Annotated in this window: 29 protein-coding genes; 5 read left to right on the plus strand and 24 right to left on the minus strand. The window is 40.6% G+C overall.

Annotation, left to right across the window (positions count from 1 at the left end; all coding sequences use genetic code 11):
- Positions 1 to 525: 525 nt before the first annotated feature.
- The 5 genes from NSQ84_RS17125 to NSQ84_RS17145 all read right to left on the minus strand — a co-directional run bounded on the left by NSQ84_RS17125 (position 526) and on the right by NSQ84_RS17145 (position 3,637).
- Positions 526 to 1,290 carry a CpsB/CapC family capsule biosynthesis tyrosine phosphatase gene (locus NSQ84_RS17125; protein ID WP_063389125.1) on the minus strand — a complete coding sequence of 255 codons (765 nt, stop codon included), beginning with the start codon at positions 1,288 to 1,290 and terminating at the stop codon, positions 526 to 528.
- 96 nt (positions 1,291 to 1,386) lie between these two features.
- Positions 1,387 to 2,085, minus strand: coding sequence for a CpsD/CapB family tyrosine-protein kinase (locus tag NSQ84_RS17130; RefSeq protein WP_063388984.1), 699 nt, complete (start codon positions 2,083 to 2,085; stop codon positions 1,387 to 1,389).
- A complete protein-coding gene (locus tag NSQ84_RS17135; protein WP_327873990.1) occupies positions 2,075 to 2,821 on the minus strand; it encodes a YveK family protein in 747 nt (248 codons plus the stop codon). The genes NSQ84_RS17130 and NSQ84_RS17135 overlap by 11 nt, the downstream gene beginning before the upstream one ends.
- Positions 2,822 to 2,984: 163 nt before the next feature.
- On the minus strand, positions 2,985 to 3,119 hold the full coding sequence (locus NSQ84_RS17140; protein WP_268753482.1) for a hypothetical protein: 135 nt from the start codon (positions 3,117 to 3,119) through the stop codon (positions 2,985 to 2,987).
- Positions 3,120 to 3,493: 374 nt separating this feature from the next.
- Entirely contained in the window at positions 3,494 to 3,637 is a 144-nt protein-coding gene (locus NSQ84_RS17145) for a hypothetical protein (RefSeq protein WP_186439282.1), read from the minus strand.
- A 177-nt stretch (positions 3,638 to 3,814) separates the two neighbouring features.
- Between NSQ84_RS17145 and NSQ84_RS17150 the strand changes: the two genes are divergently transcribed.
- Together NSQ84_RS17150 and NSQ84_RS17155 are read left to right on the plus strand one after the other, a co-directional pair.
- Positions 3,815 to 5,428 carry an SWIM zinc finger family protein gene (locus NSQ84_RS17150; RefSeq protein ID WP_063388987.1) on the plus strand — a complete coding sequence of 538 codons (1,614 nt, stop codon included), beginning with the start codon at positions 3,815 to 3,817 and terminating at the stop codon, positions 5,426 to 5,428.
- A gap of 48 nt (positions 5,429 to 5,476) precedes the next feature.
- Complete coding sequence (locus tag NSQ84_RS17155) at positions 5,477 to 8,224, plus strand: DEAD/DEAH box helicase (RefSeq protein WP_063388988.1); 2,748 nt, start codon at positions 5,477 to 5,479, stop codon at positions 8,222 to 8,224.
- A gap of 810 nt (positions 8,225 to 9,034) precedes the next feature.
- Here NSQ84_RS17155 and ssb read toward each other — a convergent pair.
- Positions 9,035 to 9,418, minus strand: coding sequence for a single-stranded DNA-binding protein (gene ssb / locus NSQ84_RS17160; RefSeq protein ID WP_063388989.1), 384 nt, complete (start codon positions 9,416 to 9,418; stop codon positions 9,035 to 9,037).
- 147 nt (positions 9,419 to 9,565) lie between these two features.
- A complete protein-coding gene (locus NSQ84_RS17165; RefSeq protein WP_063388990.1) occupies positions 9,566 to 9,961 on the minus strand; it encodes a hypothetical protein in 396 nt (131 codons plus the stop codon).
- A gap of 259 nt (positions 9,962 to 10,220) precedes the next feature.
- On the opposite strand from NSQ84_RS17165, the gene NSQ84_RS17170 reads away from it, so the two are divergent.
- Positions 10,221 to 10,622, plus strand: coding sequence for a helix-turn-helix transcriptional regulator (locus tag NSQ84_RS17170; protein ID WP_063388991.1), 402 nt, complete (start codon positions 10,221 to 10,223; stop codon positions 10,620 to 10,622).
- Positions 10,623 to 10,695: 73 nt separating this feature from the next.
- Entirely contained in the window at positions 10,696 to 11,154 is a 459-nt protein-coding gene (locus NSQ84_RS17175) for a YwpF-like family protein (RefSeq protein WP_063388992.1), read from the plus strand.
- 185 nt (positions 11,155 to 11,339) lie between these two features.
- Here NSQ84_RS17175 and NSQ84_RS17180 read toward each other — a convergent pair whose 3' ends face one another.
- The 13 genes from NSQ84_RS17180 to NSQ84_RS17240 all read right to left on the minus strand — a co-directional run bounded on the left by NSQ84_RS17180 (position 11,340) and on the right by NSQ84_RS17240 (position 21,751).
- The gene (locus NSQ84_RS17180; protein ID WP_063388993.1) at positions 11,340 to 11,600 is read right to left on the minus strand and encodes a hypothetical protein; all 261 of its coding nucleotides are present in this window, start codon (positions 11,598 to 11,600) and stop codon (positions 11,340 to 11,342) included.
- A 486-nt stretch (positions 11,601 to 12,086) separates the two neighbouring features.
- On the minus strand, positions 12,087 to 12,509 hold the full coding sequence (fabZ, locus tag NSQ84_RS17185; RefSeq protein WP_063388994.1) for a 3-hydroxyacyl-ACP dehydratase FabZ: 423 nt from the start codon (positions 12,507 to 12,509) through the stop codon (positions 12,087 to 12,089).
- Positions 12,510 to 12,708: 199 nt separating this feature from the next.
- Positions 12,709 to 12,975 carry a DNA-directed RNA polymerase subunit beta gene (locus NSQ84_RS17190; RefSeq protein WP_063388995.1) on the minus strand — a complete coding sequence of 89 codons (267 nt, stop codon included), beginning with the start codon at positions 12,973 to 12,975 and terminating at the stop codon, positions 12,709 to 12,711.
- Between the two features lie 186 nt (positions 12,976 to 13,161).
- The gene (locus NSQ84_RS17195; protein WP_063388996.1) at positions 13,162 to 13,992 is read right to left on the minus strand and encodes a flagellar hook-basal body protein; all 831 of its coding nucleotides are present in this window, start codon (positions 13,990 to 13,992) and stop codon (positions 13,162 to 13,164) included.
- A gap of 16 nt (positions 13,993 to 14,008) precedes the next feature.
- Positions 14,009 to 14,827, minus strand: coding sequence for a flagellar hook-basal body protein (locus NSQ84_RS17200; RefSeq protein WP_063388997.1), 819 nt, complete (start codon positions 14,825 to 14,827; stop codon positions 14,009 to 14,011).
- 288 nt (positions 14,828 to 15,115) lie between these two features.
- Positions 15,116 to 16,117 carry a rod shape-determining protein gene (locus tag NSQ84_RS17205; RefSeq protein WP_063388998.1) on the minus strand — a complete coding sequence of 334 codons (1,002 nt, stop codon included), beginning with the start codon at positions 16,115 to 16,117 and terminating at the stop codon, positions 15,116 to 15,118.
- A gap of 144 nt (positions 16,118 to 16,261) precedes the next feature.
- Positions 16,262 to 16,537, minus strand: a complete 276-nt coding sequence (gene spoIIID / locus NSQ84_RS17210) for a sporulation transcriptional regulator SpoIIID (protein WP_063388999.1) — start codon at positions 16,535 to 16,537, stop codon at positions 16,262 to 16,264.
- Between the two features lie 596 nt (positions 16,538 to 17,133).
- Complete coding sequence (locus NSQ84_RS17215) at positions 17,134 to 18,093, minus strand: biotin-dependent carboxyltransferase family protein (RefSeq protein WP_063389001.1); 960 nt, start codon at positions 18,091 to 18,093, stop codon at positions 17,134 to 17,136.
- Positions 18,071 to 18,859 carry a 5-oxoprolinase subunit PxpA gene (locus NSQ84_RS17220; protein WP_063389002.1) on the minus strand — a complete coding sequence of 263 codons (789 nt, stop codon included), beginning with the start codon at positions 18,857 to 18,859 and terminating at the stop codon, positions 18,071 to 18,073. The genes NSQ84_RS17215 and NSQ84_RS17220 overlap by 23 nt, the downstream gene beginning before the upstream one ends.
- Entirely contained in the window at positions 18,856 to 19,590 is a 735-nt protein-coding gene (gene pxpB, locus NSQ84_RS17225; protein WP_063389003.1) for a 5-oxoprolinase subunit PxpB, read from the minus strand. Before pxpB ends, NSQ84_RS17220 begins: the two co-directional genes overlap by 4 nt.
- A 47-nt stretch (positions 19,591 to 19,637) precedes the next feature.
- Positions 19,638 to 19,811 (minus strand): hypothetical protein, encoded by a 174-nt coding sequence (locus NSQ84_RS17230; protein ID WP_161939830.1) that lies wholly within the window; start codon positions 19,809 to 19,811, stop codon positions 19,638 to 19,640.
- A gap of 306 nt (positions 19,812 to 20,117) precedes the next feature.
- A complete protein-coding gene (locus NSQ84_RS17235) occupies positions 20,118 to 20,621 on the minus strand; it encodes a GNAT family N-acetyltransferase (protein ID WP_063389004.1) in 504 nt (167 codons plus the stop codon).
- A gap of 266 nt (positions 20,622 to 20,887) precedes the next feature.
- Positions 20,888 to 21,751 (minus strand): M23 family metallopeptidase, encoded by an 864-nt coding sequence (locus NSQ84_RS17240; RefSeq protein WP_063389005.1) that lies wholly within the window; start codon positions 21,749 to 21,751, stop codon positions 20,888 to 20,890.
- Positions 21,752 to 21,885: 134 nt separating this feature from the next.
- Between NSQ84_RS17240 and NSQ84_RS17245 the strand changes: the two genes are divergently transcribed.
- On the plus strand, positions 21,886 to 22,323 hold the full coding sequence (locus NSQ84_RS17245; RefSeq protein ID WP_063389006.1) for a VanZ family protein: 438 nt from the start codon (positions 21,886 to 21,888) through the stop codon (positions 22,321 to 22,323).
- Between the two features lie 255 nt (positions 22,324 to 22,578).
- Here the strand turns inward: NSQ84_RS17245 and spoIID are convergent, their stop codons facing one another.
- From spoIID to NSQ84_RS17265, 4 genes are all read right to left on the minus strand, one after another.
- Positions 22,579 to 23,598, minus strand: coding sequence for a stage II sporulation protein D (gene spoIID, locus NSQ84_RS17250; protein ID WP_063389007.1), 1,020 nt, complete (start codon positions 23,596 to 23,598; stop codon positions 22,579 to 22,581).
- 193 nt (positions 23,599 to 23,791) lie between these two features.
- A complete protein-coding gene (gene murA, locus NSQ84_RS17255) occupies positions 23,792 to 25,105 on the minus strand; it encodes a UDP-N-acetylglucosamine 1-carboxyvinyltransferase (RefSeq protein ID WP_063389008.1) in 1,314 nt (437 codons plus the stop codon).
- A 32-nt stretch (positions 25,106 to 25,137) separates the two neighbouring features.
- Entirely contained in the window at positions 25,138 to 25,872 is a 735-nt protein-coding gene (locus NSQ84_RS17260) for a YwmB family TATA-box binding protein (protein ID WP_161939831.1), read from the minus strand.
- A gap of 112 nt (positions 25,873 to 25,984) precedes the next feature.
- A complete protein-coding gene (locus NSQ84_RS17265; protein WP_063389010.1) occupies positions 25,985 to 26,215 on the minus strand; it encodes a DUF1146 family protein in 231 nt (76 codons plus the stop codon).
- Positions 26,216 to 26,253: the final 38 nt, after the last annotated feature.

A 26,253-nucleotide genomic window follows, 5' to 3' on the forward strand; every position in this document is an offset into this window, starting at 1 on the left:
CAGTTTTGTTTTTTAGTTTTAGCATTTTTTGTTTAAATACTCTTTATTTAGTTCCCTCTGTTTTAGGTAAATTATTTACTGACAATTTGCAGACTGTTTAATAAACAAAGCTTAATATGTTTGATGCAAATTTCAATTAAGATTTTTTATATAAGTCAATGTTTTCCTGTTAATTTTATCAATACTTTCTTGTGTTTGTTCAATATTGCTTTTTTACTCAATCCAATCACTCATAAAATAGTATAATTTTCCTTTCCATGCAGAGTAAAGAATGCTTACAGCTGCCTACAATTTTGGGCGTTATCCAGTGAATTCTTTCAATATACCGTGTTATTAAACCGGGCATCTAACCCGCCCTCACACCGCACCATCGACGACTAGCGTCTAAGGTGTCCTTTTGGAAGCACCCACAGTGCGGCCGAGTGCCTCTATTGATAAAGGTAAAGAGACATCACCTTTAAAAAAATTCTAAAAAACAATATATTATATAGAAAAGGCGCTAATTGCCATTCAATATATTGTAATTTAGAAAATTCCAAAAAACTTCTTTTTTTTGATGCGCTCGGGCGGTTCTTTGTAAATCGCTTCGTTTCGAATGACGCAGTCGGCGTTTTCTTTGAAATATTCGACCGCATCTATGCCAAATTGTTCTTCCACCTCTGCAAAAGCTTCCTGCATGTGAAAGCTCCTATACTTCAAATCGTGCGCATCTGAAGCAATAAAATGAACAAGATTGGAATTTAGCAACTCGAAAGAAAATTTTTTAATTTTGCTGCCAAACGTTCCCGTAATGCTTGCTGCTGTCAGCTGGGCTGCCGCTCCCTGCTTTACAAGCTTGTACAAAAGGTCGGGATTTTGAGCAATTTCGCTGTTTCTCTCTGGATGGGCAATGATCGGATTCAGCCCGGCCATCATCATATCAAATATCAACCGTTCCGCATATCTTGGCACATGGTTTGAAGGAAACTCAATTAAAATATAGTTTGACTGATTTAAACCGCCGCAGTTCCCAGCCGAAAAGTCTTCAAGCAGTTCCCCGTACAGCCGGATCTCTTGGCCGGGAACAACTGTAAGCGGAATTCCTTCCTGTTTCAATGTTTCATTCAATTTTTCTGTCTTTTCTATAACGAAACTCCATTCATTGTCAAACTTCCCGTTTTTATGGTGCGGTGTAGCGGTAATGACCGAAATCCCTTGACGGACAGCCGCTCGCGCCATTTCGATACTTTCAGTCAAATGCTTCGCTCCATCGTCCACTTCCGGCAATATATGACAGTGCAGATCAATCATCATACGACACCATCCTTCAAATCACGGAAAAAAATCAGATATTTCTCATTTTAAACAAGTAGACTGTTTTTTTCAAAGGAAAATAGGAGAAAATACCTAATTTTTCCCGCCGTAATAATAGTAATAATGGCTGTCTTTCTGCGGCTTGCCGTTTAATACAACTCCTAGCAGCTTGCTTTGCGCCGCTATCAATGATTCCTTTCCTTTTAACGCTGCTTCTCTCTCCGTTTTTCCGCTTGCCACCACCATGATCGACGCATCGACTTGATTAGCCAAAATTTGCGCATCCGCTACCGCTAAAAGAGGCGGAGAGTCGATAATTACAATGTCGTATTGATCATAAGCTTCTTTGAGCAGCTCCACCATGCTTCTCGATGACAAAAGCTCGGCTGGATTCGGAGGAATCGGTCCGCTCGTTAAAACGTCCAAATGATCAACTTCACTTACCGATACAGCTTCCTGTAAAGTCGCATTTCTTAACAGCACGCTCGTCAATCCGTGAATGTTTTGCAGCCTGAATGTATAATGAACTGTCGGTTTGCGCAAATCGGCGTCAATTAACAGCACCTGCTTCCCTTGCTGGGCAAATACAACAGCCAAGTTTGCCGCCGTTGTCGACTTCCCTTCTCCAGGGCCAGTTGATGTAATCATGATCGAACGAATTTCATGGTCAACAGATGAAAATTGAATGTTTGTCCGAATCGTCCGGTACTGTTCAGAGATCGGCGACTTCGGGTTTAGCGCTGTGATCAATGTGCGCTGTTTTTGCTTCATTCCTTTCGCTCTAGGCGCCATACGTCTCTCCCCTTACTCTCGATTTTTTGACAGCTTGATTCACAGCCGAGCTGTTCATTTCATTGTCCATTTCAGAAATTGCCCCAAGCACTGGAAGCTCCAAAAGCTTCTCAATATCCTGCTCCGTCTTCACTGTATTGTCAAGATATTCAAGCAAAAACGCAAGCCCGACGCCGGCCATCAATCCGACAACGAACGCGATTGCCATATTTAAGACAGGCTTCGGCTTGACAGGGGAAGCATTTTCTTTCACTTCCGCTTTCGACAAAATGTTGACGTTGTCAACGTTCATAATGTTTTTAATTTCCTTTTGAAAAACGCCTGCAACCGTGTTGGCAATATTTGCTGCGTGCTGCGGGTCAGGATCTTGAACGGAAATGTTGACGACCTGCGAGTCCTTTTCGCTTCCGACCGTAATTTTTTCATTCAATTCGTCGACCGTCTCGTTTAAACCCAGCTCTTCAATCACCAGCTCTAAAATTCTTGGGCTTTTAATAATGACATTGTATGTATTAATGAGCTGCAAATTCGTTTGAATTTCGTTGTATTGAAAAGCGGCTTGGTCATCCTTCGTTTGGTTGACTAAAATTTGGGTGGAAGCTTGATAAATCGGAGTAATAAAAAAATAGCTGACAATGCTGCTTGACGCTGTTGCAATCGCCGTAATGAGAATAATTAAGCTGATCCGTTTTTTCAATGTATCCAATATCTCTTTTAAACTAATTGTTTCTTCCATGTTTACCTCCGTTGCAAAATATGTCATTACCTATCAATTTATTATAATATTAAATTCTTCCAACATCTAGTTGACTCGACATTTTTTATAGAGAATTTTGTCCTTTTTCAGAAAAAAGCGTAAGGAGGTGAATCGCTTCAATTCACCTCCTTACACTTTCTTCCTACATCGTATTCAGCAAAATTGCGGCAGCCGCCCCAATGGCAACAGCAAAAACCGGAAAAGCGATATAAAGGCACATTTTTTTGATTTTTCTTCTTGCTTCGATTTCTTCCGGTGTCAACCATTGACCTTTCAACCCTTCACCCTCCCCTTCCCCTGACGCGCTTCTCCTAGCAAATACCAAGAAAGCGTCATTAAAAACTTCAAAAATCCTTACAAAAATAATATGAAGTAAGAACTACAATACCCATATCGGTCAGCCGCCTTATGATGTTTACAGGAAAAAAGGCTTATTTTTAGTTCGGGGGAGATAGAACAATCAAACGTTCCCTAGCTTTTAAAACATGCAGAATGAAAGGAGATGTCAGATAAGTCACTTAAAATAAATCAAGTAGAGAAAACAAACCGTTTTTCTCTACTTGATTTCGTATTTTTCTATTTTTGCTTGAAAGTATCTGGCGGATGCCTGCTACTTTCAGTATGATGTGGGATAATCCCACAATCCCACAGCTATGATACATACACCTTTTTAATCTCGTGTTCAAGCTGTTTTAATAACTCTTTCGTTGTGACATGTTCGTTTGTTTCACCTTGCTTATACGCATTAAGGAGAATTTTCAGAAATTCGTCCTGGATCTTCTTTGTCTCTTTCATTCTGAAAAATTTCCTTTCTTCAAATTTTTACAAAATTAAACAGCAAGATATGACAATTATACAAACATCAAATCAAAGTTGCAATAGTTTACTAGACAAGAATCGTGTTCGATTTCGCATTTTGCGCTATAATCGTAAGGAACGTGTTGCTATAAACGACAAAGGAGCGGACTTCTCATGCCTTCCCATATATTCGATAAACAATTAGTGCTTCAATGTTCGGAACAAGTAATGAACATGCTTTCCCCTGAAACAGAGGAACACCGTGAATGGATGAAAAAAGGGTTTCTTTTATATAGACAAGGAAACGTGTTTAATGTCAAGCAAGAAGGAATATTTATTACGGCGGCAGTTGAGGACGTAAAGCGCGCTCATGTCAAGCTTGATTTGGAATATTTTCAGCTGTCAAGCTGCTCCTGTTCTAATGAGTTTCCATGCCGTCATCTCATTGCTGTTTTTTTATATATTTATGCATTAACAGACGATCTCGGTGACTTTTTTAACAAGTGGAAAGAAAAACCGAATAAAAAGCTGGCCGTGTTGAAGGAGGAAGGCTTGATTCAAAAAGGAATGAAGCCGAGTGAACAACCGGCCGAAGACTGGTCGGAGCTTTTTAAAGCCGAATTGGACAATGTTGAAACACTCTTCGGTACACAAAGAATTTACGCGATTTGGTATAAAGTGTATCCTCTTCTGAAAAAGAAGGAGCCTAAAAACCGAGAATTAAAACCTCTCTACCATATCATGCTGGCAAGTAGTCTGCTTGTTGAAATTTGTCGCTTTTGCCATCAAAACGAAACAAATACAAATTCGCCAGCTCTTTTCCAATACGCTGCTCAAGTGATAGAAGAATTGCAGCTTGCGATCATTGAACATGTAAAGCAAATAAAAACAACGCCTTTACCTTTTTCCGCTGATCCTATTTTACATGACATGACGGATCACATCCGCGAGCTTTTGTTTTGCGGCAAAGCTTTTCTTTACGAGCGAGTCGTTATTTACCGGATCATCTGGGAGCATTTGCTGAACCGAAAAAAGTGGATAGAAGAAGAGCGGACGATGCTTGAACATCGAAAAGATGATGAAATGAAAAAAGGCGGTTTGTTCATTCTTGAATGCGAACTCGCTATTTTCCATTTTGATTTTTTAGACAAAAACGACGACCATATCATCCATTACTTGCATGAAACTGATCTTCCTCTTTTGCCGTTTATGTTTGATTGGATTATATCGATGAACAAACGAAAAGAATTTAAACGGTTCCGAAAATGGGTCCCGGTGATTCTTGATCAAGCCAATTTGTATATTCAAGTGGAAGATTTTTACGATCGACAAGAAACAATATATTATTTATTAAATGAGTTTGAACATTATCGCGCTCAAGCTGGGGATGACGAGACGTTCGAACACGCTTGCCGAAAGCTTCTTCCGTACAGCTATGCAGTTTATCATGAATATTTAATAGAAAAAAGCCTGTTTCATACATGGGCGGAGCTTCAGCTTTCGATCGGTTTCTCTCTAGATGATGTAGAGAGCCGGCTTCTTACTGTCATTGAAAAAAAAGCACCCGGTGTGCTGCTTCCCCTCTTGCATCAAGAAATTGCCGGCAAAATCGCCGCCAAAAACCGATCAAGCTACAAAGACGCTGTGAAATATTTAAAAAGGCTGAAACGCGTTTATAATAAAACGGGCGATATGGACACTTGGGAACACTATTTTCAGCATATTACGAGCGAGTATAAACGCCTTCGCGCTTTTCAAGAAGAGCTCGTAAAAGGAAAATTGATGTAATACACAGCTTAAATATCAAAAGTATTCAACAGAAAAGGAAGTGGGGACATGTTCACCACAACTAGTCTTGTGATTTGCGCCGAGAAAATCGGAGATCATCAATACAGCATTTGGTGTACAGATGAAGTTGGCACCTTTCTTGCGCTTAAGGAATGGCAGCAATATGCATTTATTTGGCATACTTCTTCCTTTTACGGCACCGATTTGCGTGTATCAGACAATTGTATTCTGCTTTCGCCGTGGCAGGCGGTCGAATTTTTTGCCAAACAACCGGTCAACTCTCTGCTCAATATTTCCTTTTCCAGCGATCTTGACCAGACATTGCAAACAGCCGAAATGATTTTTCAGCACGTTCAAACCGGTAACTTCATGCCTGACTATTCATCTTGGCAAAAAGGAAAGATGGGCTGGAAGCCGAAGGATAAAACGGTTAAGGAAATTGATCTTCCATGGTTTTCCGCTGCCGTTTCTGACCTTTTGGAAAGAAGCGCAGGAGCGAAACGTGCTTGGGATCAGCTTGTCGAAACATATCCTTTGCTCACGTCATTTGAAGGGCATTTTCTTGACGAACAGGACTGGCTTGAGAAAATAGGCTGGCGATTAAACGATCGGCCGTTTCAAATCGGCTTCCGTTTAAATGAACCTGAACAGGATGGTGGCATTTGGAAGCTGGAAATGTTTTTGCGAGACCAAACAGACAAAGATTCTTTTCTTTTATACAAGGGGAAAAGCTCGCTGCCGGCTAAATGGCGGAAATATACGGACACAATTGAGCGTGAACAGCAGCGCCTTACTGCAATCGTCCCATGGCTTGCATTTGAAAATGGAGAAGCTCTATTAAGCGAACAGGAGGCGTGGCGTTTTTTATTTGAAGCAAGCGAAACATTCATCAAATCAGGCGTCGAGATTCTTTTGCCATCCTGGTGGCAGGCGGTGAAGCAATCGAGCCTGGCATTGAAAGCGCATGTGAATACCGTCCCGAAAGGAAGATCGTTTGTCGGGATGAATTCCCTCATCGACTTTAATTGGCGGATCGCAACAAACGGCGTGGAGCTGACCGAAGAAGAATTTGAACAACTGGTTGAGCAAAAACGGCGGCTCGTCAACATACGGGGAAAATGGATCATGCTTGATCCGTCAATGATCGAGCAGATGAAAAAAATGCTGAAGCGTGCAGAAAAAGAGGGCCTCCACATTTTTGATATTTTAGAGCAGGAATTTGGGCGAAATCGCGAAGAGGGGGACGAGCTAGAGCGCCCATTTGCTGGGATCGAAATCAAATTAAACAGCACATTAAAAAAAATGGTGAAGCAGCTGGGGGAGCTTTCGGAAATCCCTTCCGTAAGCATGCCGAAGCATTTCGCCGGCACCCTCAGACCTTATCAAAAACAAGGCGTGGATTGGCTGTTATTTTTACGCCGCTTCGGTTTTGGCGCATGTTTGGCAGACGATATGGGGCTCGGGAAAACAGTGCAGATGATTGCTTATTTTCAATATGTGAAGGAACGGGAGAAGCCGGAAACACCCGCACTGATCATCGTACCGACGTCCGTGCTCGGCAATTGGCAAAAGGAAATAGAAAAATTCGCTCCTCAATTAAACGTTTATTTACATTACGGCCAAAACCGGAAAAAAGGCGAAGCATTTCAAAAAAAGGTTTTGTGCTCCGATATTGTTTTGACGTCATACGGCTTAAGCCACGTTGATTTTGACGAACTTTCTTCTGTTTATTGGTCCAGCCTCTGCATCGATGAAGCGCAAAATATTAAAAACGCCCATACGAAACAATCGCGATCTATCCGGAAATTGAACAGCCATCAGCGCATTGCGCTGACAGGAACGCCGATAGAAAACCGTTTGACGGAGCTTTGGGCCATTTTTGATTTTATCAATAAAGGTCTTTTAGGAAGCCTTCACCAATTTCAGAAGCAATATGTGCTTCCGATCGAAAAAGGGGAAAAACCGGACAAAATTCAAAAACTGCGCAGCATGATCAGGCCGTTTCTGCTTCGAAGAACAAAACGCGATGAGCATGTCGCACTGAATTTACCGGAAAAACAAGAACAGAAGGAGTACGTGCCGCTCACCGTCGAGCAGGCATCATTATATGAACAGCTTGTCAAAGACACATTTGATGAAGTTATGAAAGCGGACGGCTTCGAGCGGAAAGCACTCATTTTAAAAATGCTGGGCAAGCTGAAACAAATTTGCAATCACCCCGCTCTTTATTTGAAGGAAGAGGCTTCTTCTCCTCTTCAAGGCCGGTCTCATAAAATCGATAAGCTGCTCGAATTAGTTGAAGCTATTTTGGATCAAGACGAAAGCTGTTTAATTTTTACCCAATACATTCAAATGGGAAAAATGCTGCAAAACTTGCTTGAAAAAACATTTAAAATAGACGTTTTATTTTTGCACGGAGGCTTATCCAAAACAGAACGGGACAAACTTGTCGAGACGTTTCAAAATGGAGGCAGCCGCTTGTTTATTTTGTCGCTGAAAGCCGGAGGCACAGGATTAAATTTGACAGCCGCCAACCACGTCATCCATTTTGACCGTTGGTGGAACCCGGCCGTTGAAAACCAGGCAACCGACCGCGCCTACCGCATCGGCCAAAAGCGGTTTGTCCACGTGCATAAACTGATTACCACCGGCACAATTGAAGAAAAAATCGACGACATGATCGAGAAAAAACAAGCATTAAACGAAGAGCTGATCCAAAGCGACAACTGGATCACCGAACTTTCCACAGAAGAATTGAAGGACTTAATTGCACTCAGAAATGAAGAAAGACGATAAAGCGTGTCTGCATCGATCGAAAAACGACTGAGGAATGAAAAAAGAGATAAAGTGTTAAGGTTTTTTTAAATGTAAAGCTTTTTAAAAAGTGACCGTGTCTACTTTAGCGACTTCTTTTATCAAAGTTTGAAAGCAAAGCGATTATTCCATTCTTAAGCTGTTAAAAAAGGAGGGAATCTTCTTGGCAAAAAAAGATTCTAAAACGGAAGCACATGCCCCGGAATGGGAAAAACTTTATGAAGAATTAATAAAAGCTGCAAATAAATAAGAACTCTTTTAACCACTCTTTTTGGGAGTGAGCAGCGGAGTCTATACACCACAAAAAAAGATCTGGGAGTCTTATCAATTTTAATGAGGCTGAGCTGAGGCAAAGACCGGAAGCTGGAAGCAGTCTCGACGAAACAGCATAAATACATTAAAAGGAAGCCAAGAATGAAGCATCATTTTCATCTCTAAAAAATTTGAACAAAATGTATCAAAACGTCATTTCTAAAAAACGGCTGTTGCCTTTCATTAGCTGATAATTCCTTTCCTCTCAACAAAACAGCCAGCCTCAAAAAAACGGCTGGCCAAAGGTTGAGGGAGCTTTTAGGGGATGCCTTGTGATTTTTTCTTTTCACTGGAAGGAAAAAAAGCGGACGACTTAGCTAACGGAAGTTCATTTCCGATTTGTGTCAAAAGGTGGACTTTTCTTCTCATAAGATTGATTTACGTTTCTTCTGCGGAATCAAAAGCAAACTTACTTTACATCAAACATGCCTTATTTTGCTGAAGACGAAAAGGATTGTTTTTCCTCTAAAGTCAGACTTACTATGCCTCAGACTGTTCAGGTGCGGATTCCGGATCGAAAAGCTCTCTTGCCCGCATTCTTTGCGGCGGCGTGCCCATAAATCGAACGGAATCCGCAACAACTTCTGTTACGTACACTTTTTTGCCCTCGCTGTTTTCATAGTTGCGCGTTTGAATTCTTCCGATTACGCCAACGATCGATCCTTTCCGGCAGTAATTTGCAGTATTTTCAGCTGTTCGTCTCCAAAGTGTACAATGAACAAAATCTGTGTCGATTTCCCCTGCCGCATTGCGAAAGTTGCGGCTCACAGCCAGCGTAATATTGGCAACAGGAGCCCCTTCACTTGTATAGCGGATTTCAGGATCTTTCGTTAATCGACCGACGAGCGTCACATGGTTGATCACATCATCCCTCCCTTCTCGTAATGTGCACCCTTATTGTAGCTGAAGTTAAAAAAATAGAAAAATGTCTATTTTTAGATTTTTCCGCCTTTAACGACGTTGATTTTCTCATTTTCCTATAGCTATTTTTCGAAAATAAACAACGATTTATTAATTTTCGGGATTTTTCATATTTTTTGTCGCAATGAAGGAAAAATGATTCGACCCATAGATGTGTATGTTCTGCAAGAGCCTTGAGAAGATTGGAGAAGATTTCATTTGCTCATCGATGATTTCTTCTTTATAGCGAAGAGTTGTGTGGTCGTATGTAAACAATTGAACATAAAACTGCTTTTCTTGCATCCCAAACATTACCCGCAATATTGACAATTTATCCTCCATTTGAAAATATACATCAATTACCGCATCGCTCGGGATTTGAAAATAATGATAGCTAAGCTCATTTTCGGAAAAATCGCCAATCCTCAACATCATGAATTCCTTATTTCTAGTTCTATTTTCATGACCGCGGATAATATGAATTTTTTTGAGTTTATATTTCGTCATCAAATCCCCCCTTAGGCCTTTTTAAAAAAGTATAATCGTTAATGTAAAAATTATCTATATTTACGAAATATTTGTAATATATGTATTTTAGTTCATTTTTCCTATAAATTGTCGAAAATTCTCCTTATCTCTTGTTTTTTCTTCATTTTTTAATTTTGTTCTAATACTGAACGTTTATTTTATTGATCTTATTACGATCTGACGATGACTTCTTTTTCCTTTACCATATTTTTAATGGTATGGAAAAGTTGGTGAAATCGTGGACGCACAACAAAAATTTCAAATGAATATGAAATTTTTCCGAAAAGAAAAAGGATGGACTCAGAAACAGCTGGCCGAAAAATTGAATATGACAAGATCAGTAATCAGCAAATTGGAAACTGGAGTGCAGCAGCCTAGTCTGGAGCAGCTTGTTTCGATTAGTGAAGCACTCGAAATCAGCATTGATCATCTAGTTGGTCAAGGCGGTACCCCGAGCATGTTGGCAGAAGTGCTTGAACCGTATCGGTCAGAAAAACATTTGGAGGAAGTAATTGACTTTTTAATAAAACATCCCAATTTATACGATGCGATTAAAAAATTAGCGAAAACAAATCATAATCAACAGCAATTATCCCAGTATGTTGCTACGATGATTCATGAACTGTTGAAAATAGAGTAAAGGCTGACTTTTGTCAAGCCTTTTTTATTTTATGTTATAATAAAGCATAAACTCTAGTTGGGGGCCTTGAACCATGAAAACCTTTAAGCTTGTCGAATTGAAAGTTGAGAGGAAAGATCAGGAAAACCGCATCGAAAATTTACCTCTTGCTGATGGGCTGATCATTAATAAAGAGGACGGCGAAAATTCGTGGTTAATTGAGGCGCTTCTTTCTAAACAGTTTCGTCCTTATTTTGAACACCATTTGCAAAATAATGATGAACTCAAGCTTTTAGCCACGATTACTAAAAAAAATAATAGACCCGCTCATATCATTGCAAAAATTCGTTCGATCACTATGTTAAAGGATCATATTTCTGTCCTTTTTGACGGCAGAATCTATAATAACCGAACTTCCAAGCAGGAAGCAGAAATGGTCCTCAGAGAACTAATTTCAAAAGGTCTATCCGGACAAGAGCTGCTGGAGGCATTTAGTAAAACAATCCATAAAATCCATGATCCAAAAACTAAATGCCGATTTAAAAAAAATTGAATAGTCCTCCATGAAAAAGGATAGTCTTGCGTATTTTAATGTGAAAGCCAACAAAAATCCCGGCCAGATTTGCCTAGATGAAACCGCAGATGCTCCACATCTAATCAATTTTAACTTAAATCAGTTATGAGACACCTCATTTAACTCCTAAAAATAAAATAGAAGGCACGAACGGCCTTCTTTAATTATTGATTTTCTTGTTCTACGTTGTTTTCGTCGTTATTATCGTTAGTAGTATCATCTTGATTGTTATCGGCGCCTTCTTCATCATCTGGTGGCAATTCTTCATCTAATGTATTTCCGTTATTGTCTTCATCTGTTGGACCTAGATTTTCTTCTGTATCGTCATTATTGTCCGGAGGGACCTCATTATTTGTATTGCACCCTGTCACCACCATCAACGCCATAAGCATGCTAATCAACATGAACATCCATTTCTTTTTCATATGATTGCTCCTTTCTTATTGTTCATACGTTCTTAACATGCCCAAGTATTTTTAACACATTCAACAAATTTTTCTAAAACACAGATTAAATTTTTCAACCTTCAGTATATGATGACATAGATTGAAGAAAGGATAAGAAGGATATTCGTAAAAGAACGATTTCGAAAATAAACTTTTGCAATCCAACATTTTCATATCCAAATGTAAAAAGAAGAGAAAACACCTCAGAAGGGCTCATAATCGGAGAAAAACAAACGAAAGCAATATTTTCAACATCAGAAGAAATAAAAAATGAAGATATAGAGATGAATACACCGTACTGGAGAACATCGAAAATTTTGGGAGAGAATACAGAAAGAAGATCTTTTAAGATGCAAGTACATTCAAAACGAGGTCAATACAACAGCCTCCTTGAAAACTTTTGAAAAAAGCGGCTGTCTAATTTGCCTTTTTAATAAAAAACAGATGCCATTATAAGGCACCTGTTTATTTCACAGCAAACGTTAATTCAGCTTCACAAGCGATTTCGTCATCAACTTTTGCAATTCCTTTTGCTTTTCCGATCGGCCCCCGCTGTACAATAATTTCCACTTCCAGTTTTAGTTGATCCCCGGGGCGTACTTGTCTTTTAAAACGGCATTTATCAATGCCAGCAAAAAGAGGGAGCTTCCCTTTATATTCTTCTTTTTTCATCATGGCAACTCCGCCTACTTGTGCCAGTGCTTCAACGATCAAAACGCCTGGCATAACCGGATAATCCGGATAATGTCCGTTAAAAAACGGTTCGTTAATTGTGACATTTTTGATGCCGACCGCCCGCTTGCCTTCCTCTAATTCAACAACTCGATCCACTAGCAAAAACGGATATCGATGTGGTATGATCTCTTTTATTTGCTGAATATCCAACATGAAGATGCCTCCTTAAGGATTAAAACGATAGTCTGTTTCCGCAGCTTTTTATGGCTCTAATGAACGATTTTTGCCACATTTTTTCGTTTCCCGATCTCCGGCATCTGAGCAATGCATCAGCTCGTTTCTTAGAACCAGTCTCGCAGAAGATCTTAACAAGAAGGAAAATTCCCCCAGCCTTTCATCAAGTATATTAGAATTACGCGTCCTTTTCAACAAGATCTATGATGTGCTGCCATGTAGACGGTTTAAGTGCATCTAATGGACGTCCGTCCCCCAACACTCCATATCCGATCATCGCACCGATTGCCATGCTGATGACCATTCCAAAAACAAGTAAAATGAGACGAAGCCAAATTGGAATAAGCCGGACTCGTGTGCGCGTTTTTCTCTTGACTCCGTCCTCTTTTTTCGCTTTTTTCCGTTCTTCCCTTGTTAAAATATCAACTTTTTCCTTAGCAGCCATCATAAAAACTCCCTTAAAAAAATAACAAGTTTTAAAAAGCTGATACAGCAGCTTCTTTTAAGGTCAAAGATCAAAAAGACCTATTTCTATATTCACGCTAACACCCGTTTAAGGCTAGAGGTAAAACTTGTTAAATTGCATTTTGCCGATTTTCAACTGTTCAACACAATTGCAGAAATCGCCCTATTACCTCACCGTGTTGATTAGTCCAAGCATTTGATCGCCGATCGTGATTGACCGAGCATTTAGTTGGTAGGAGCGTTGTGCGATCATTAAGTCTGTAATTTCTTGAGTCAGGTCGACATTTGAGCTTTCCAGAGCCCCTTGCCGCATGCCGATTTCCGTCCGCAAATCCCCTTCCAAATTCGTCAGCACATCTGTGATGGGCACGTTTCCTAATTGCTGTAAGCCGTATATATTATTGCCGAGTGAAATCATCATGCTCGGACGATCTACTCTGACAACTCCAAGATTAACCGTTTGCGGCAGTTCTCCTTCATTCCGTGACGCTGCTGTAAGCGTTCCGTTTGCAGAAATGACAATATCTCGAATATCTCCGTCCAAGTAAATCGGGTTTTGATTTTCATCAAGCACTCGGTAGCCGTCTTTCGTCACAAGCATAAGGCGGTTCGTACCATCGTTTGCAGGAGATAAATAAAGAGCACCGTCTCTTGTATACCGGACCTCGCCGTCTACTTCCACTTGTAAAAACTGATCCTTGTGTAAAAGCGCAACATCTAGCTCTCTGCCTGTCGTTTTAATAGCGCCTTGATGAAAGACAAGCTGTTTATCCAGTCTGGCGCCGACGCCAAGACGAAGGCCGTAATCAGTCAATCTGCCTGTTTCTTTTTGAAGATCCGGCTGATTGTTCAGCTCTTGTCTCATCAATTCGTGAAAGGTTGTGCTCGTTTTTTTATAACCGTTTGTATCGATATTCGCTAAGTTATGACCGATTGCATCCAATTGCTGCTGTAACTGATTCATCGTATTAGTCGCTGTAATCATTGAGCGGAGCATTTACAACACCTCTTTGTCAGCCGATGCGGCCGATTTCATTGACTGCTTTGTCCATACTTCTGTCATATGCTTGCAGCACCTTCTGATTTGCTTCAAAAGAACGATAGGCTGTCAGCATATCCGTATAAGCCCTTGCAACATCAACGTTGGAACGTTCAATATATCCTTGGCGCAGCACATATTGCACATTGCCGTTTCCAATTGCACTTGGCAGCTCTGTTCCGTCAGCCGTTCGAAACAAGCCGTTCCCTTCATTGACAAGATTGCGGACATCATCTTCAAACCGAATGTCGATCGTTTGACCTGTGTATTGTCCGTTTTCCAGAACTTCTCCTTCAGGCGTAATAGTAAAATCGTTTCCTTCAATAATAATCGGCGTTCCGGCTACAGACAGGACAGGGTTTCCTGCCATTGTCAGGCGGCCTTGCTCATCAATCGTAAAGTGGCCGTTTCTCGTATATTTCACTTCACCATTTCCCGTTTCAACAGCAAAAAAGAGAGTGCCTTTTAAATTCGTTTCTTCATGAATTGGAACTGCTTCTTCCACTAAAGCTACATCAGTCGGCAAATCAGTTGCACGGATATCCCCTTGGGTAAATAGTGGAATCAATTCTTGCATATAAACGCCTGTATTGACAGATCCAACTTCCGAAATATTTGTCACACCGTTTTTTGTTTCAATTCTTGACAAAAGCATTTCCGGAAAAGCCCGTATTGCAGCCCGGTCAGATTTATATCCCGGCGTGTTAGCGTTGGCTATATTGTTTGAAAGCATTTCCGCATGGCGCTGCTGTGTGAGCATTCCTGCTGCAGCTGTATAGAATCCTCGAAGCATGATTTTTCACCCCATCCAACAAATCCGACATGTTCTCCTAATTTTATATTATAAAGGACTTTTCGATGATTCTCATTACAATTTTTTTATTATCTTATAGGTAAAAGATCACAATTTTCTGATAGGTCTTTTATCTTCCGTCTCCTTTCCAAACTGTTCATAAAGAAAAATATCATTTGGATGTTGGGAGCTGAATGGGTATGTAAAAGCAGGATTGGTCTTTCAGATTTGAAAGTAAAAAAATCGGCGTAAAAGCCGATTTCTAAAAAACTTATTGCTACGATTTTGTTATATAAACTTTCTTTTTGGCAGTTTGTCCATGTTTTCAAGCATGATTCCTGTTCCGACAGCAACGCAGTGCAGCGGATCATCCGCTATGGTAACCGGAACCTTCAGCTCTTCAGACAAGAGCAGATCAAGCCCATGCAGGAGTGCTCCGCCGCCTGTTAAAATAACACCGCGGTCAATGATGTCTGCAGACAGCTCAGGAGGTGTGCGCTCCAACACATTTTTGGCTGCTTGAATAATGGCTTCGACAGGTTCTTTTAATGCTTGCTCGATTTCTTTCGACCTAATAGTGATCGTCCGAGGCAGTCCTGTGACCATATCACGACCCCGAATATCGATTTCTTCGTCGCGTGCACCTGGAAATACTGTTGCCGCTTTCACTTTAATATCTTCTGCAGTTCGTTCACCGATCAGAAGCTTATACTCCCGTTTAATATAATTTAAAATTTCAAGATCAAATTTGTCTCCAGCCACTTTCAAGGACGAGGCGGTAACGATATCACCCATGGATAGTACAGCTATGTCCGTCGTCCCGCCGCCAATATCCACCACCATGTTTCCACTCGGCTGGAAAATCTCCATCCCAGCGCCAATTGCAGCTACTTTTGGTTCTTCCTCTAAAAAGACTTGCTTGCCGCCGCATTTTTCAGCTGCCTCTCGGATCGCTTTCCGCTCCACTGAAGTAATGTTTGTCGGGCAGCAAATTAAAATCCGCGGCTTTGATATAATGCCTTTGACATTTAACTTATTCAAAAAATGTTTGAGCATTGTTTCTGTAATATCAAAATCTGCGATGACACCATCCTTCAGCGGGCGTATGGCAACAATATTGCCAGGTGTACGGCCAACCATACGTCTCGCTTCCTCGCCAACCGCTAACACCTTTCCGTTGTTGCGGTCAAGTGCCACAACAGAAGGCTCATTTAACACAATGCCTCTGCCCTTTACATGAATCAGCACATTTGCTGTTCCTAGGTCGATTCCTACATCTTTTGAAAACATATTACTATGATCCTCCCTTGCCAATCATCATCTCTCCAACTAATATCCTAATTTCTTATTGTATCATATAATTGCATAAAAAGTATGATTTTGTAAAAAAAGACAAGATTTTCGGAGAGTTTTGTCGGTTGGCGTCGAGAATCATCATCGTTTTATCGGTTCTTTTTGCTGTTCTTCTTTTTTATATTTTAATTTTGTTGCTTCTCCGCCACGAAGATGGCGAATCGATTTATGATAATCTAGTATTTTCTTTACTTCGTTTGCTAAATCAGGATTTATCTCCGGCAGCCTTTCCGTTAAATCTTTATGGACGGTACTCTTGGAAACGCCAAACTCTTTCGCGATTACACGAACAGTTTTTTTCGTCTCCACGATATACTTTCCAATCTTGATTGTGCGTTCTTTGATGTAATCGTGCACACCACTCGACCTCCCTAATGTGGATGTGAGAAGTGTGAAATGAGATTCGCATGCACAGTGTATACAGCTATATACATGATGTAGAATCTAAAGTTGCCATTTTTGCTGTATTGATCATCTATCTCCACGATCCCTCACCTCAAACACTCTCTTGTTAGGTTTGTAACATTTTATTAGCTTGGGTGAAGATATATTCTTGAAAAGTCAAGAAGGACAAGGGATTTATGAAAATTTATTTTCCACTTAAAGTTGAGGGCATGTTTCGACACTTTTCATTGATTAGTTTTTCGACGATATACACTAATCATTTTCCGGGAAATATGTATAATTCCAGTGAAAAAAAGAAAACATCTGCTCCTTTTTGGAACAGATGTCGAGAAATGGAGAATGGCTTGATTCTTATGACAAAACAGAAAAACATTTTTGATGAGCTCTTCGGCAATGTGGACAAGTTCTCTCTTGCTTTTTTATGTTCCTAAAATATTTGACTTGTTCAGCTTTTATTAGCGCAGATACCGAAATTGTTCAGACCTTATAGGGTCTATTTAATAAAATTTCGTTCAATGATCATACATGTTCACCTTCCAAACTTTCGTTTATTCATCATATATGCCAGCTCCGACTGATATTTGGCGCATGATGCGCATCTGCTCAAAATAAAGCTTTTGAGCCTCTTGAACGGAAACCGGCTGAAAGCGAATCTTTGCCCCTGGCACTGCTTGAGCAACGTACATCAAATCCACTGTAATGACTGTTCCGATTCTCGTATATCCGCCCGTTGTTTGCCGATCAGCCATTAAAATGATCGGCTGTCCGTCAGCAGGTATTTGAATTCCGCCAAGGGGAGCAGCTTCCGACAAAATGTCGGCAGGCTTTCTATGAGAAATTTTCGGCCCTTTCAGCCGATAGCCCATTCTGTCCGATTGCGGTGTGACTTCATATACAGAAGAAAAAAAAGTGTCGATTCCTTCTTTTGTAAACGCCTCTTCATGTGGACCCGGGACAATGCGAATGGTCATGTGCTTTTCGTATTTCGGGATAAGGGAAGGGGATAACATTCGGCCAATCGTACTTGTTTTTACAGCATCCGAACCCATGATTACATCCCCTTTTTGAAGGGCTCTTCCATTTAATCCTCCTATTCCCGCTTTTAAGTACGTTGATTTGCTCCCCATGACCTTAGGGACGTTAATTCCGCCTGCGATTGCGATATAGGCTCTCGCTCCGCTTTTCAAGCCGGTAAAAGAAAGCTGATCTCCCTTTTTCAGCAGCACGCTTTTCCATAACGGAGCGTCTTTCCCATTGATTTTTGCCGCTAGATCGCCTCCGCATATCGCAATCACAATATCACGGACGGCCCTTAAGGAAGGACCTGCGATTGTTGCCTCCAGCACCGCTTCATCTTTTCGGTTGCCGACTAAAAGATTTGCGATTTGCATGGAAAACGAATCCATAGCGCCGGCAACAACAACTCCGTATTGCTGATAGCCCGTTCTTCCTAAATCTTGAACAGTCGTTAACAAACCAGGCTTTTCAACTAACAATATTTCTTTCATCTTTTTTCGCTCCCGGATTGACAATACGAATATTTTCTTCTTCCAGTTTGCTTTTTAAAGCTTCAGCAAATGCTAATGCCTTCGGACCGTCGCCATGGATGCAGATTGTATCAGCTTGAATGGGGATGTCATGCCCGTTTATTGCCGCTACTTTTCCCTCCTTCACCATACGGAGAACTCTTTCTACCGCTTCCTCTGGATCGTGTATGATTGCATTTTTTTCTGATCTTGAAGTTAATGTTCCGTCAGGCTGATACGTTCTGTCGGCAAAGACTTCATGCGCGACCGTAAGCCCGATCTTTTCCCCCGCACGGCAAAGGACGCCTCCTGAGAGTCCATATAGGATAAGCGACTCGTCAACATCTTTTACTGCTTGAGCAATCGCCTCCGCTAACGCCTTGTCTTTTTCAGCCATATTGTATAGAGCACCGTGGGGCTTCACATGGTTCAGCTTCATCCCTTTTGATGCCGCCACAGCCTGCAAAGCTCCAATTTGATAAACGACCATATTGTAGACTTCCTCAGGAGATACTTTCAATTCCCTTCGTCCGAATCCGGCTAAATCGTTCAACCCTGGATGAGCGCCTATCGCCACATCAAACTTTTTCGCAAGCTCTACAGTCCGCATCATGACATTATGGTCGCCGGCATGAAATCCACAAGCAATGTTGGCTGAAGAAATACAGCGAAGCAGTTCTTCATCATTGCCAATTTTAAAATGGCCGAAGCTTTCCCCTAAATCGCTGTTTAAGTCAACAGATATCATGTTTCTGCCGCCTCCTTTTTATATTTGGCCACTTTATATGAACCCTTTAGCACCTGCTGTTCAATTTTTTCATATTCTCTTTCCGTAATGGGGACAAATCGGATGTAATCGCCGGCTTTTAGCAATATTGGATCTTGTTTCTGCGGATCATACAATTTGACAGGCGTTCTCCCGATGATTTGCCAGCCTCCCGGTGTTTCCAAAGGATAAATCCCTGTTTGCTCCCCGGCAATTCCGATTGAACCGGCAGGAATTCTAGATCTGGGTGTCTTTTTCCTCGGCGCCGCAATTCTTTTGTCCATTCCGCCTAAATATGGAAAACCTGGAACAAACCCAATCATATAAATCAAATAATCGGAGGATGAATGAATCTTCACTACTTCTTCTTCCGACAATCCATTCGTTTCAGCAACAAACTGAATATCTGGCCCTGCCTCCTTGCCATATAATGTCGGAATTTCAATGACTATTGGATCCGGCACTGGCATGCTTTCTATCTTTTCTCCAATTTTTAAAAGCTTTTGAGAAAGTTCATCGTACGAAATAATATTTGGTCGATAAAAAACAGCAAGGGTGGTGTAAGCAGGAACCCATTCGACTATTCCTTCAATGCAGCTTTGTTCCAGCCAATATACATATTGACGGATTTGTTGATAAATTGCTTCGGAAATCTCCGTACCGAATTGAATGATGATTCCTGTATCACCAAGCGGTTGAATCGAAAATTCCACCGTTTTCCACCCTCCTTTTGAAAAAGTGCTTTTACGCAGCAAAACACTTACTTTTGCTGCTTCTGCGTAAAGCTTGTCAATCCGGCCAAAACGGCTGCTGCGGATGTTTTTTTCAGCACTGGTGGATTGCTGCTGTTAAGCAAGTTTTCCAGTCCACATAAACCGTTAATCGAAGCGTTCGTATCAAAAAGAAATCGGCATAAAATGCCCCTATCACTCAATGGAAGCAAACATTTATTTAATACTCTGGTACGCAATTAAAATATACATACTCGCAGATGGCAGATCTGATTGAATTTCTTTCGCTGCACAAACTGCCAGAAAACAGGATCGCCCATAATCATGCAGCGAACACTTTTCCGCAGGAAAACTCAACATCAGTCTATAGATTCAAACAAATTTAAACAGTCGAACAATCATGTTCTAAAAAAGGATTGCAGTTTGGCTAAAAAGACGCTTTTTTCTCAACTGGCGAATGAAAAAGAAGCTAAAATACTATATTGCGAGCGGAGACACTGTTAATACGTTCAATCGGCTACACGTTTCCCCACTATCACTAAATCTCGCTCAACACCGTCCAGTACCGCCACACGGGGAAAGTGCCCCCAATCTCGGAATCCATTTTTGTAAAACAGCTTTAAGCTCGGGATGTTGTGCTTGAAAATAAAGCCAAGCAAATTTTTTATTTGGAGGCTTGGAGCCTTTTCTATAGCGGTCTTCAAGGCAAAATCGCCGATTTGTTTTCCCCGGTACTGTTCATCAATGTAAATGCTAATTTCCGCAGTTCCGTTATAAGCAGGCCTTCCATAAAAGGATTGAAAGCTGAGCCAGCCAGCTACGTTTCCATCCTGTTCGATCATCCACAACGGTCTCGTTTTTGGATTGTGCTCATGAAACCACTGTATGCGGTCTTCCACTGAAATAGGTTCAGTATCAGCTGTCACCATCCGGCTTGGGATCGTTGAATTGTAGATCGAGACGATTTTAGGCAAGTCATGTATCGTTGCATCTCGAAAGAGAATATTTTCCACGTGCTTCTTCCTTTCTCTTGCTTAGATTGATTCTATTATATATGGAATAAAGTGAATTTTCGATCGCTTCACATTATGTTTTTAAAAAATGCTTCGGCAAGCCTGCTTTCTCGCTTGCACCTTACCGTACGTTGTTTCTTGTACCGTTTATGAAAAATTTTTCGGTCTGTTCTTTATGAAGAATTCAGCAGCCTATGCTCATTTAATTTTTACCAGATATGATTTAGACAAAAAAAAACCTACTCGTTTGAGTAGGATTGTATTAGTTAAGGTTTAGTTGTAGAATTATCAGATTTTTCTTGTTCTGAATTTTCCTTTGACTGAGATTGTTCTTCATCAGGCTGAGTTTCATCTGATGGGGCTGTTTCGTCTGAAGTAGCTTCCTCTCCATCTTTATTTTCTTCTTTTTGTGCTGCCCCGTCAGAAGGCTCTTCAACAGATTTTTCAGTTAAACTTGTTAACGGCTCGTCCATGTAGTTTAATGGATTGTAGGCTTTACCGTCTTTGCGGATTTCAAAGTGAACATGGACGCCAGCGTCTTTATTGAATTGGTTTTTCCCAGCTTGTCCGATAATTTCTCCTTGTTTAACTTTGTCGCCGGCCTGTACTTTCGTATCGGCAAGCGATTGGTAAATGGTTTTTACACCGTTTTCATGTTCAATTTCTACGACATATCCTAAAAGAGAATCTTTTTCAGCTTTTGCAACCGTTCCGCTTAAAGATGCAGTGACTTCAAATGCTTTTCCATCATTTGATGCGATATCGATACCTTGGTTTGGATGGTATGTGTTATTATGGAAGACAAGTGCCGTTTCTTGTTCTTTTTCTGAAGCATTAAAGTCATAAAAGTTTGTTACTACCTTCACAGCATCAGGATCGATGGCCGGCATTTTGAAGTTTTCGACGGATTGATTTACTTCCACCGATTGATCTTCATTATAGGAAACGTCTGTACCATCGTCCGTTGATAAATCGTTTGCATCATTGTTGCGGATTGCTTGATACCATAAAACGGCTGTTAAAATAACGGCTGCACTGACTAAATAAATAGCAGGAAAAACCCATTTTTTTCTGAAAAACTGTTGGAACTTCGAGCCTTGAGAAGTACGTTTCTTTTCTTCCTCTCTCATTGTTCATCACCTCAGCAACCATTGTGAACAAGTTTGAGAGAATCTATACATCAAAATAAAATTTTTTCTTTTATTTTTTGCTATTTGTTTTTTTCTATGCATATTGTTGAAAAATATTTGAAGGAGTTTGGATCATGAAGAAGTTTGCGGTATATGTAATCAGTATTTTACCGATTATGTATATGGCGGTCATTTGGATCTTGTCGAGCTATCCAGCTGACACTTTCGTCAAAACGCCGTTTTCGTTCGACCATTTTTTGAAAGAGTCGCTTCATCTCATTGAGTTCGGAATTCTTTATTGGCTTTTCATTTTCGCCTTCGCTGTCCATGAAAAGCTTACAGAAAAATTAAGTTTCGCCTCAGCGATGATCGCTGTTTTTTACGGGCTGTGTGATGAAATTCATCAATATTTCGTTCCCTCAAGATCTGCGACAATCATTGATCTTATTAAGGATACAATCGGTGTTTTCGCATCCTACTATATCGTCAAAATCTTTTATTTCCAAAAAGACGAATCGAAGCTGAAAACGTTTTTTTGCAAATTAGCAGCATTAAAAAGAGGGGGTGTCTAATAAGTCGTTTTTACGGCTTATTGACGCCCCCATTAATGTTTTAGAAACGTTGATATATCGGTGTTTATGATTTTTTGTTTTCAATGGGGATTTGACTTTCTGGACAGCCCCTCTATAAAAGAATTTATCGAATCGATCAATATTTCATTTAGTTCGAAATGAAGTTGGCAACTTAATGGCACTATCAGCGGTTCCCCTAAAGAAACAAATGTGAGAAAACCGATTACCGATTTTCTCACAAAACGCACCGATTTTTTATTTTTTCGCCATATATTTTGATAAAAACGGGTTGGCTTGTGAAATTTCAATTCCCTGGTAGTAATGTGAGACAATCTCTTTATAATTTTTCCCTTCCTGCGCCATAAAATTGGCACCGTACTGACTCATGCCGACTCCGTGTCCGTATCCTTTTGTCGTAACAATAATTTGGTCGCCTTTCAATGTCCACGAAAAATCCGTTGACCTTAGACCTAGCTTTTCTCTTATTTCCCTTCCAGTAAACTTTTTCCCGTTAATTTCGACTAGAGCGACCCTGTGTCCTGGCGTCCTTTCGATAATTTTTCCAATTGAATTGCCTTTCCCTATTTTAATCCCTAATTTTTGTTCAAACTCTTGAACGGTAAATACCTCCCTAGCGAGAAATTTTTCCGATTTCTCATCCCAAGGGCTTTCCACGCTTTTTAAATAAGGAAGGGCGTTCGGCCAAATGGCCTCCGAATTTTCCGTATATCCATTGCTCGTTGAAAAAAAAGAAGCATCAATCGGCTTGTCGTCATACGTTAAAATTTGGCCTCTTGTTTCGGCAACAGCTTCTTTAATCTTTTTTATTTTCCAATCAAAATCTTTTTTCCAAATTCTCCTTAATTCTTCTTCATTTTTATAAACTTGATGGAGCTCAGTATCCGTGACTACCGCTCCTTCGGGAGAGCCGACATTTTGGCCCGTAAACAGCTCTTTCACAATGTACGTTCTAGCAGCTAAAGCTTGAGCCTTTAACGCTTCTTTTTCAAATTCTGCGGGCATCTCGGCGGCGACAACACCGACCACATATTCTTCAAGCGGAACTTCATCAATTTTTTTTTCTTGGGAACGATAAATTGGTACAGAAACTTTTGATTCCTTTTGTAGCACATCCGTTGTTTTCTTCTCGGCTAGTTCCTCGCCAAGCGTAGCTTTCGTCTTTTCGGCAAACGGGGCTACCAGCAAACTTGGCACCATCAAAATAATGAAAAATATTGCTGCAAAAAAAAGAAAGAACGGTTTCACTCGTTTCATATTACAGCCCCCATTTCTTTTATCGCTGACTTCAGTAAAGTTTATGGGGAAGGACAACCTTTTATGACTGAAATCGGAGATGCCATTTACAGGGGGAGTTTTAAGTATAAAACGAAAAAATATGAAAAAAATAAGCGGGTAATACGAAAAAGAAGCTAGCATCTCCTAAAAGAGGCTAGCTTCTTTTGTGAAATTATGCATTTAAATTCGTTGCAACGGCTTGTTGTTCAATTGCCGGGATGTCAGCTTCATCATTGACGCGTTCAATATCTGCGCCAAGTTCTTTTAACTTCTCATGAAAACGGACATAGCCGCGATCTAAATGCTTCAGCTCCGTAACCCGTGTATACCCTTCTGCAGCAAGCCCGGCTAAAATTAATGCAGCTGCCGCTCTTAAATCGGTTGCCGTTACTTCTGCACCTTGAAGCTTTACAGGACCGTTGATGATACAAGAGCGGCCTTCGATTTTAATATCTCCGTTCATACGACGAAATTCTTCTACGTGCATAAAGCGGTTTTCAAATACCGTTTCGGTAATTACGCTAGTTCCGTTTGCCTGAAGCAGCAGGGCCATCATCTGAGACTGCATGTCAGTAGGAAAACCTGGATGAGGCATTGTTTTAATATCCACTGCCTTCAATGTTTCCGGACCAATGACACGAATGCCTTCTTCTTCCTCGATAATGGTTACTCCCATTTCTTCCATTTTTGCAATTAATGATGTCAAATGCTCTGGAACTGCTCCTTTTACAAGGACATTCCCTTTCGTAATGGCAGCAGCAACCATAAATGTTCCTGCTTCAATACGATCTGGAATAATTAAATGCTTTGCACCGTGCAAGGAATCTACACCTTCAATTCTGATAGTACCAGTGCCTGCGCCACGGACATTTCCGCCCATTTTGTTTATAAAATTCGCAAGGTCGACAATTTCAGGCTCCTTTGCACAGTTTTCGATTACAGTTGTTCCTTCTGCAAGTGCGGCTGCCATCATAATGTTTTCTGTTGCGCCGACACTTGGGAAATCCAAATAAATTTTGGCTCCGCGAAGTCTGCCATTCACTTCTGCGTCAATAAAGCCGTTGCCGACTTTTATCGTTGCACCCATCGCTTCGAAGCCTTTCAAATGCTGATCAATCGGACGGGATCCGATGGCACATCCTCCCGGCAAAGCAACACGTGCACGGCCTTTGCGGGCAAGAAGAGGTCCCATAACAAGCACAGATGCACGCATTTTTCTAACATATTCAAATGACGCTTCCGTTAAAAGCTCTCCGCATGCATCGACAACTACTTGATTACCATCAAAACGAACCTCTGCTCCGAGATAGCGGAGAACTTCGTTTATCGTGTAAACATCGGAGAGCTTAGGAACATCACAAATTTCACTCTTTCCTTCACTAGCTAATAAAGATGCAGCGATGACAGGTAAAACGGCATTTTTAGCTCCTTCGATCTTTACTGTACCGTTTAACTTTCGACCGCCGCGGACGATGATTTTTTCCAAGGTATTCCCCTCCGCGTCCCATTTTCTCTATATTAATATTCAGTTGTAATAATAGGTGTTCCTACTGTTACAGTAGTTCTTTCGCCCATTCCTGCACTTCTGAGCGAAATTTGAATGTTCATCTTTCCATTTTTCGTTTTAATAGAATGATCCCAATCGTTTGTAAAACCGGATATGGAAACGAAGCGTTGCTCGTTTAAGCTTTCCACCGGTTTTGCATGAAACCTTTTTAAAAGGTTATTTGCCTCAAAAAACAAAACACCTTTCATCTTATCATCTGTATAGCCTTTGACACAAGTGAAAAATGTAGGATTTCCAGGAATTTTGTCGAAAATGTGACGGTTAAAATAGCGCTCCATCTTCATCCATGCACGGCCATTCCAACGTTTCCCTGTTGCTTCATATATAACTTGAATTTTCGGGCTTGCTTTTGCATGAGGTTTAATAATTTGCAATGTTTCAGTGATCTGCTTATCGCTGTTGTAATAAGTGCCGGTCCACTTTTCAAAATTACCGTTTTCCAAGTAAGACCAATTAAATTGACGAAACTGTGTGTAGATTCGTTTCACTTTTTTGCTTTTTTGAGAAAAAGAAAATTTTGCAAAAATTGACCATTCTGCCACATCTATGTTTTGTTGATGAAATTGCTCCACGATTTCCTCTACGTGAATATCGTGTCTTTCAGCATTCGTTCGTTCTGTGTGCCAAACTGACAAAAGAAAACCGAATAAAAATATGAAAATAAAGACAAAATATAAATTTTTCACCGCCATCACCCTTTCCTTATTAAAAGTGTTGCCGGAAAGGGTTTTGGCATACGTGGAAAAAGTCGTCAAGATTAGACAACAGCCTTTATGTATTCATTGTCCCTCGACATGTTTAAAAAAGATATTGCAGCTGCTGTGACCAAAAAAAATAGTTCAAGAAAAAATTGCTCACTGATGACGCAATGGCGATGGTCAATAAAATGAGCAAAAGCCTTGTCTCGACAACTCTTCCTTTACGAATGATTTTTTCAATTTGAAGAGCCTGTAAAGCCCGCCAAGTTAGAAAAATAAATACTAAATTTACTATGATGCTAATGAGCGCCTGCTGGCCTAGCCCCGTCACATTACTCCTCCTTCCGAAATCTTCCTTTCTTGTTTCAC

The sequence above is a fragment of the Aeribacillus sp. FSL K6-3256 genome (assembly GCF_037965805.1).
Taxonomy (GTDB): Bacteria; Bacillota; Bacilli; order Bacillales; family Aeribacillaceae; genus Aeribacillus; species Aeribacillus composti.